11 protein-coding genes are annotated in these 7,299 nt (G+C 46.0%); 3 read left to right on the top strand and 8 right to left on the bottom strand.

Features of this window, described 5'->3' with window-relative positions:
- From Q0314_RS07860 to Q0314_RS07830, 7 genes are all read right to left on the bottom strand, one after another.
- A partial coding sequence (locus Q0314_RS07860; RefSeq protein ID WP_298058033.1) for an ABC transporter ATP-binding protein occupies positions 1 to 616 on the bottom strand: 616 nt, incomplete at its 3' end.
- 91 nt (positions 617 to 707) lie between these two features.
- Complete coding sequence (locus Q0314_RS07855; protein ID WP_298058036.1) at positions 708 to 1,163, bottom strand: iron chelate uptake ABC transporter family permease subunit; 456 nt, start codon at positions 1,161 to 1,163, stop codon at positions 708 to 710.
- On the bottom strand, positions 1,150 to 1,716 hold the full coding sequence (locus tag Q0314_RS07850) for an iron chelate uptake ABC transporter family permease subunit (protein WP_298058032.1): 567 nt from the start codon (positions 1,714 to 1,716) through the stop codon (positions 1,150 to 1,152). The genes Q0314_RS07855 and Q0314_RS07850 overlap by 14 nt, the downstream gene beginning before the upstream one ends.
- A gap of 10 nt (positions 1,717 to 1,726) precedes the next feature.
- The gene (locus Q0314_RS07845; RefSeq protein WP_298058030.1) at positions 1,727 to 2,782 is read right to left on the bottom strand and encodes an ABC transporter substrate-binding protein; all 1,056 of its coding nucleotides are present in this window, start codon (positions 2,780 to 2,782) and stop codon (positions 1,727 to 1,729) included.
- 128 nt (positions 2,783 to 2,910) lie between these two features.
- The gene (locus Q0314_RS07840) at positions 2,911 to 3,264 is read right to left on the bottom strand and encodes a TonB-dependent receptor (protein WP_298058028.1); all 354 of its coding nucleotides are present in this window, start codon (positions 3,262 to 3,264) and stop codon (positions 2,911 to 2,913) included.
- A 31-nt stretch (positions 3,265 to 3,295) separates the two neighbouring features.
- Entirely contained in the window at positions 3,296 to 3,955 is a 660-nt protein-coding gene (locus Q0314_RS07835) for a TonB-dependent receptor (protein WP_366114625.1), read from the bottom strand.
- 117 nt (positions 3,956 to 4,072) lie between these two features.
- The gene (locus tag Q0314_RS07830) at positions 4,073 to 4,882 is read right to left on the bottom strand and encodes a TonB-dependent receptor plug domain-containing protein (RefSeq protein WP_298058024.1); all 810 of its coding nucleotides are present in this window, start codon (positions 4,880 to 4,882) and stop codon (positions 4,073 to 4,075) included.
- A 290-nt stretch (positions 4,883 to 5,172) separates the two neighbouring features.
- Between Q0314_RS07830 and Q0314_RS07825 the strand changes: the two genes are divergently transcribed.
- The 3 genes from Q0314_RS07825 to Q0314_RS07820 are packed head-to-tail and all read left to right on the top strand — an operon-like array spanning position 5,173 to position 6,620.
- Positions 5,173 to 5,475, top strand: coding sequence for an aldehyde dehydrogenase family protein (locus Q0314_RS07825; protein ID WP_298058022.1), 303 nt, complete (start codon positions 5,173 to 5,175; stop codon positions 5,473 to 5,475).
- Positions 5,414 to 5,680: an aldehyde dehydrogenase family protein gene (locus Q0314_RS11300; protein WP_366114621.1), complete on the top strand. Its 267-nt coding sequence runs from the start codon at positions 5,414 to 5,416 to the stop codon at positions 5,678 to 5,680. Before Q0314_RS07825 ends, Q0314_RS11300 begins: the two co-directional genes overlap by 62 nt.
- Positions 5,681 to 5,720: 40 nt before the next feature.
- Entirely contained in the window at positions 5,721 to 6,620 is a 900-nt protein-coding gene (locus tag Q0314_RS07820) for an aldehyde dehydrogenase family protein (protein ID WP_366114619.1), read from the top strand.
- A 191-nt stretch (positions 6,621 to 6,811) separates the two neighbouring features.
- Here the strand turns inward: Q0314_RS07820 and Q0314_RS07815 are convergent, their stop codons facing one another.
- A complete protein-coding gene (locus Q0314_RS07815) occupies positions 6,812 to 6,961 on the bottom strand; it encodes a hypothetical protein (RefSeq protein ID WP_298058021.1) in 150 nt (49 codons plus the stop codon).
- Positions 6,962 to 7,299 lie beyond the last annotated feature (338 nt).

Genomic DNA, 7,299 nt, shown 5'->3' with positions numbered 1-7,299 from the left:
CGTAGTTTATGCCGTAAATTTTATCGATATTTTCGGCGTTTATGAGCTGCTCGCTACGCCCGAAGGCTAAAATTTCGCCGTCTTTTATAAACAGCGTCAAATTTGAAACGAATTTCGCGTGACGCGGGTAGTGCGTCGTCTGCACGAAGGTGTAGCCCTCATCGCCTAGCCCCTTTATCATCTCTAGCAGCCTAATTTGATTGCCAAAATCCAGCCCATTGGTCGGCTCGTCCATAAAGATCACTTTCGCGCCCTGAACCAGCGTGCGCGCGATGTACGCCAGCTGCCGCTCGCCGCCGCTAACCCTCGTGTAGGGCGCGTTTTTTAGATGCGCGATGCCCATCTTTTCCAGCGCCTGCTCGGCTAGCTTTTTATCCGCCGCGCTAAAGCTAGAAAACAGCGGCGTCCTGCACAGCGCGCCCATCAGCGCGACGTCAAAGACGCTGTAGTCATAGGACGGCGCGTGCGTCTGCGGCACGTAGGCGACGAGTGAGGCGAGCTCACGCTTGCCGTAGTCGCGCACGCTTTTGCCTGCGATCAGCACCTCGCCTTCAAATTTTAAAAACCCGAGCATTATGCGAAGCAAGATACTCTTTCCGCTGTCGTTTGCGCCCAAAATGCTTAGCGTATCACCATTGTTTATAGAAAAACTTATCCCTTTTAGATAGGCTTGTCGCGGTAGACAAAGTGTAAATTTCTAACCTCTATCATCGCCAAATGCCCTTTTTAGCGCGGTGAAGCACGACGATAAACATCGGAATGCCAAATAGCGAGGTCACGATGCCGATGGGAATTTCGAAGGTAAAAATGAGCCGCGAGAAGCTGTCGCAAAATAGCAGAAATATCGCGCCGATCATCGCCGAGCTAGCAAGCACCGCGCGGTTATCGGCGCCGAAGATAAAGCGTGCGATATGCGGCACGATAAGTCTTATCCAGCCGATGACGCCTGCGATCGTTACGCTTAGTGCGCTTACAAATGTAGCCGTTACGATAACAAAAATTTTAACGTAAGTTGTGTTTATACCAAGGCTCTTTGCCTCGTCCTCGCCAAGACTTAGCGCATTTAGGTACTTTCCGCTAAGCAAAAGCAGTAAAACGCCCATGCACATCGGCAAGATAGAGATAGCTATGAAGTTTTTTGATGCAAAGTCAAGACTTCCCATCAAAAAAATATGTGATCGCCGGAAGCGCGTCGTTCGGGTCTGCGGCGTATTTTAGCACCGAGAGCAGCGAAGTAAAGAGCGAGCCGCTGATGACGCCGTCTAGAACCAGCACGATGACGCTACCGCTACGTGAGTAAAGTGCCGATACGCCAAGGACCACAAGCACGGCTAAAAAGCCAAAAGCGAAGGTGCTAAGCTGGATAAGATATTCGTTAAATTTGAAAAACATCCCGATCGCTGCGCCAAATCCCGCGCCGCTTAGAACGCCCAGGATCGAGGGGCTAACGAGCGGGTTTACAAACATCGCCTGATACGCCGCGCCGCTGATCGCGAGGCTCGCACCGATGAGTACGCAGGCAAGTATGCGCGGCAGGCGGATCTCGAGCAGGAGCGTGTGCATGACCTCGAAATCTTTTAAGCTTTCGCCCCGCAGCAGCGCCGTGACGTAGCGCGCGTAGTCCTCTGCGCTAAAGCCGTATTTGCCAAGCAGCAGCGAGCCCGCGACGCAAAGCGCCAGCAGCAGGGCTAAAAACGCAAACGCCTTTTTGCTCATCTTTCTTTACTCACTCGGCGCCCCGTCCTAAAATTTTATAAATTTGCTCGTCTGTGAGCTCAAGATCTAAAAATAGCTTGTAAAACTCGCGCGTCTCGCGGACCATGTCAAATTTAAACGCTTCGGGGTAGATTAAATTTACCAGCCATTTTAGCCCCAAAAACCTCATAAACGAAGGAGGGCGGTCAAACCACGAAAATGGCTCGCGCGGGATGTAGTAGGCCTTTTTGTTTTTCACCGCGCCCAGCAGCTGCCACTTGGGATCGCCGTAAATTTTATCAAACAGCTCTTTTTCGTAGATGAGGATGACGTCGGGATCGTATTTTACGAGCTGCTCGAAGCTGATCTTTACCCGCCCGAAAGATTTAGCGTTTGGATCCTCGCTGCATTTATGCACATTCTGCGCACCGGCTCGCTCGATGAGCGTCGCGTGCCACGAGCCCTCGCACTCGGTGGCTAGCCCGTCGCCGCCCTGCGCGTAGTAAATTTTCACCTTTTGCAGATTATTTTTCCTGATGTATTCCTCGATCTGCGCGGTTAAATTTAGCGACTCTTTCGCGTAGTTTATGAGACGTGCCGCGCGCTCCTGCTTGCCCGTCACTTCGCCCAAAATTTCAAACCCGTCCAGATAATCCTCGAGCTTCGTCGCGCTTAGATAGAGCATCGGTTTTTTGATAGAGCCGAAAACCTCGCTCATCTTTTTGGTGTTGCGCGAGCTTGCGTTTACGAGGATGAGATCTGGATTTAGGCGTAGCAGCATCTCGACGTTTGGAATTTTACCCTGGCCGAAAAAGCCGCCCACGACTGGCTGCTCTTGCACCTCTTTTTTGACGTAGGGCCGCTCGTAGTCGTTCCACTCGAAATTTGATCCGCTGATTTTAGTGGGATCAAGCGCGTAGAGCATATATAAAAGCGGCGGCGAGCTAGCGTAAATTTTAGACGGAGTGCCTTGCAGCTGAGCTATGTTTTCGCTGTTTTGAGCGATGTAGTCCTTGATCTGCTCGGGCGTCATCGCAAAGCAAAAGCCCAAAAACGCAAAGAAAAAGAGGATAATTTTTTTAAACATTTTTCGCCTTTAAAATGATTTCGTAAAGTATAGCTAAAGAAATTTTAAAATAGATTTTATTATATAAATAGAGTCAAATTTTATGCGGACCGACTCATTTTTGGAGCGATCCGCCTTGCAAATTCTAATTAGAATTTATATCTTAAATTCGTGAAAAATACCTTTCCCTCTTCCGGATAGCCTTCTCTATACTCGTAGTTTTTATCAAACAAATTTGATATGCCAGCCTCGACGCTTAGGCTTTCGGTAGGTTTGTAGATAAATTTAACGTTCGTTGCGCCAAAGCCCGCTAGTTTTGTTACTTTGTAAGAGTTTGAGTAACGGCTCGAGATCATATACTGCGATGCGTAAATGCTAAATTTAGGCACGATCTTGTAATCTACGTAAGCAAAAGCCTTGTGTTTAGGTATGTCGTAAACTCTACTATCCGCACCGCTTTTATATTTCGCGCTGATATAGGTGTAGTTGCCGCCTAGCTCCAAATTTTGCCCCGCAAAATAGGTCGCGCCGAGCTCAAAGCTTGTATTCGGCTTTATCTACGTTTATGGCTTGAGCTAGCTTTTTGCCGCCTACGATGATGTTGTGCTCGCCGATAGCGTCTTTGACCTTAGAGTAAAATACCGCAGTCTCCAGTCTCAAAGCCTCGCCGAAGCTTCTTTGATAGCCGACTTCGTAGTGATTGGCGACCTCAGGCTTTAGGTATGGATTTGGCTCGTTGCGGCCGAAGCGTTTTGAGTAGCGCTCTTTCATGCTAGGAAAATATGTCTTTTTAGCAAAGCTAACGCTAAGCTCGTCATTGCCGTCAAAGCTGTGTTTGATTGCGGCTTGGTAGTTAAAGGTGTGACGTTTGGCGACCTCAAAGTCATAAAGCGTATTTGTAGCAGACGTTATTTTGCCGTATTCTTGAGCCTTGATCGCATCTCTAGTATCGTAGCTCACGCCCAAAATCAGCCGCGTAAAATCGGTAAATTTGTAGGTATTTTCCAGCGCAAAGCTGTAGGTTTTATCCTGATACGTCTGCACCGGCTCGCCGTCGTCGTGCTCTTTGTGTTCGTCGAATTTATAGTTAACCGCAAATTTTAGCGCATCTCTATCGCCGATATCGCCGCCTATCTCTGTGCCAAATCCATAACCTTTATCGCGGTAGTGGCTGTTAAACATCGCGGGCTTGATGCCGTTTAGGTCGTTTACAAATTTGTCATAAAAGGCTTTGGTGTTTATATATAGACTGTTTTCAAACTGCGTATGAGATAGCCAATATATGCTTTCTTTATCCCATCTCGGCCACTCTCAGAAGCGTTTTGCCATGTTGTATTTAGCGTAACGGCCCGTATAGTACGGCTGCTCTTTTTCGCCTTTTTGATTGATATAGGCGATCGCGTATTCGTCGGTCTCATTTGGCGTGAAGCCGAATTTTATATTAAATTTCTTATCGCGCTGTACGGAGTTATCGCGTCTGCCGCCGTCTTCGTTGCGAGTAACGCCCGGTTTAAAGTCATGAGACATCTGCTGTCCAGCATCCTCCATATAGCTACCGCCGGCTTGCACGTAAAATAGCTCTTGCTTAGTGCCGATACCAAAATCAACGTTGTTGCCGTAGGTCTTGGCGTTTCTACCCGTCTCAAAGCCGTAGCCGACGCTGCCTTCAAGCTCTTTCGTCGGTTTTTTGGTAATCAAATTTATCGCACCGCCCATCGTATTTGGGCCATAAAGCACGGAGCTAGAGCCTTTTGAGATATCGATCCTGCTAAGATCAAATATCGTAAATCGTCCAAAGTCCGCGTTGCCGTCATACGGGATATAAACGGGAATACCGTCGATATAAAGCGGCACTCTGCGCGCGTCAAAGCCGCGAACGTAGAAATTTTGCTCTGCGCGCGGACCTTTTTTATCTACGTAAACGCCCGGCGTGCTGTAAGCGACCTCCGAGAGGCGCTTTATCTCGTCTCGTTGCAACTTTTGTTCGTCTAAGACGACGACGTTTGCGTCGCTTTTTTGTACGCCAGGGGCGTTTTCTACGACTTCGACTTGTCCTAGCGTAAACACTTCGTCGTGTAGCGCCATCGCAGTACAGCAGGCGATCAGGCCAATCCTTTTCATTAATAACTCCTTGGAAATGAAATTTTTATTATATATTTTGTAAAATACGTTTTTAACGATATTAATACTGTTAAAATATAAAAAGTTAATTTTATTTCACGCATAGTTAAATTTGACTTAAAAATCGAGGATTTTAAAATGAAATTTAAATTTCTACTTTGCATCGACGACACGGATGAGCTAGGCGGAGAGCTTTGCCCGCAGGGTCTTTCTGGAAACTGAGCAAATTTAATATACGGTAAAAATTTCTAGTATATAATCAAGCTTTAAAATCTGGCAAGGAAAATATCGTGAAAGAGTACAAACTATATATAGACGGCAAGTATGTAAGCTCAAGCGCCGGCACTATCGTAGATAGCATAAATCCCGCCGACGGTTCGGTGTTTGCCAAAGCGCATATGGCTAGCAAGGAAGATATCGAACTAGCCATCGCAAGCGCGCATAAAGCGCAAAAGCTTTGGGCAAAAACAACTCCTCGCGAAAAGGAAGCCGTGCTTTTAAGGGCGGCTGAAATTTTTGAAAGAAGAGCAGATGATATTAGGGGGCATATTGATACGAGAAAGCGGCTCGACGATCGCAAAATGCAACTTTGAAATTAGCGTCGTTAGCGATATATTCCGCGTTGCGGCGGGTGAGGCTAGACGCGTGACCGGACAAATTTTCGTTTCAAACGACGACGGGGTTTTTTCGTATGTTATTCGTCGTCCGCGGGGAGTGATCGCCGGAATTTCGCCGTTTAATGCGCCAATGATTCTAAGTAGTAAAAAAATTTGCCTTTGCCATAGCGGCGGGAAATAGCTTTGTATTAAAACCATCATCAAACACGCCCGTTTGCGGTTTGGTATTCGGCGAAATCCTGCAAGAGGCCGGTTTGCCGGCCGGCGTGCTAAATATCATTCCGTGCTCAAAAGAGGTGCTTGGCGAAACATTTCAAGAAGATAAGCGTATATCCATGATAACATTTACGGGATCGACCCAGGTCGGTAGGCATATAGCTCAAAGCGCGGCGAAAAATATGAAAAAATGCACCCTTGAGCTAGGTGGAAAAAGTCCCGTTCTGGTTCTCGAAGATGCGGACATTAACTATGCCGTAAATACCGCGTTTTTCGGTATCTTTATGCACCAAGGTCAAATTTGTATGGCAGGCTCGCGCATCATAGTGCATGAAAAAATTTATGACGATTTCGTTTCCAAATTTACGGAAAAAGTTAAAATTTTACAAGTCGGCGATCCGACCGATGCGCGCACTATTATCGGGCCGCTTATCGAGCGTAAACAATGCGAATTTATCGATGATTTAATTCTCGACGCAAAGAAAAAAGGCGCGCGGATACTAACAGGTGGCACGAGCAAAAACAACTTTTATATGCCGACCACCGTTGCAGACGTTACGACTGATATGAAAATCTTTTCAACCGAGGCTTTTGGGCCGGTTGCGGCTATTATCAAAGCGCGAGATTTAGATGAGGCCATAGAACTAGCTAATAGTACGGATTATGGACTAAGCGCGACTGTCATCACTCAAAATGTCGCGGACTATCTGCGCTGCGCCGAGGAAATAGAAACGGGGATACTGCACGTAAACGGCCCTTCATTGCAAGACGAGGCGCATATTCCCTTCGGCGGAGTAAAAATGAGTGGGCTTGGTCGCGAGGGCGGGCATTTTTCTATCGAGGAGATGACCGAGCTAAAATGGATCACCGTCGAAGGCATGGGAAATCACAAATATCCGTTTTAAATTTAACCGCTTACAAGCTAAATTTATTTAGTTTAGCTTGTAAGGCTTTATTATTTTGGGTCGGTTTCAATCCGCTTAAATTTAGTAGTAGCCAAGAACAACAAAAACTCGCTTAAATTTGACGAGATCGCAAACGCCATACGAGAATTCATTGCACCGCCCATTTTAATATAGTGAGGAATATCCTTGCCCTACGATATGCGCAAATCAAGAGTCGACGTGCCAACACTAAGAAGTTTAGCCGTTTGTTGTCTATTTAGCACCGCTTGTCCTTTGTATTGATTGGCTATATGCTCGAGAAGTGTTTTGTACTCTACGTCGTTATATAGTTCATTAAGCATATTATTTTTCTCCTTTTGCTTAGTTCTCACATAAATAATTACAGCAACTTTTCATTTACTTTTGTTATTTTGAGTGGTTTTTGGATAGTTTTTGAAAAGTTTTTAATACTCTATGGTTCTTTAGAGTAGCCGAGAGTAAAAACTTGTTTTCTTGTTCTTTAAAATAAAAATAAGACATCTTAGATTGACTTAGAAAACATGGCGAGAAATTGGAATATTAATAAAAATAAGAAAACTTAAGGCTCTAAAATATCGGTAAAATCGGGATTTTAAATGTTTTTTAGTATAGATGGCTCCGGATCAGCCAACCGCCGGTGGAAGTCCTCGATCAGCAGCTG

The organism is uncultured Campylobacter sp. (genome assembly GCF_938040115.1).
Taxonomy (GTDB): domain Bacteria; phylum Campylobacterota; class Campylobacteria; order Campylobacterales; family Campylobacteraceae; genus Campylobacter_A.
The sequence above is the reverse complement of the archived record's forward strand: the minus strand, read 5'-3'. Positions and strand labels throughout refer to the sequence as shown.

Excerpts from the sequence above, each read along its gene's own strand:
- Q0314_RS07855 (WP_298058036.1), bottom strand. The coding sequence starts at position 1,163 with ATGGGAAGTCTTGACTTTGCATCAAAAAACTTCATAGCTATCTCTATC.
- Q0314_RS07850 (WP_298058032.1), bottom strand. The coding sequence starts at position 1,716 with ATGAGCAAAAAGGCGTTTGCGTTTTTAGCCCTGCTGCTGGCGCTTTGC.
- Q0314_RS07845 (WP_298058030.1), bottom strand. The coding sequence starts at position 2,782 with ATGTTTAAAAAAATTATCCTCTTTTTCTTTGCGTTTTTGGGCTTTTGC.
- Q0314_RS07830 (WP_298058024.1), bottom strand. The coding sequence starts at position 4,882 with ATGAAAAGGATTGGCCTGATCGCCTGCTGTACTGCGATGGCGCTACAC.
- Q0314_RS11300 (WP_366114621.1), top strand. The coding sequence starts at position 5,414 with ATGATATTAGGGGGCATATTGATACGAGAAAGCGGCTCGACGATCGCA.
- Q0314_RS07815 (WP_298058021.1), bottom strand. The coding sequence starts at position 6,961 with ATGCTTAATGAACTATATAACGACGTAGAGTACAAAACACTTCTCGAG.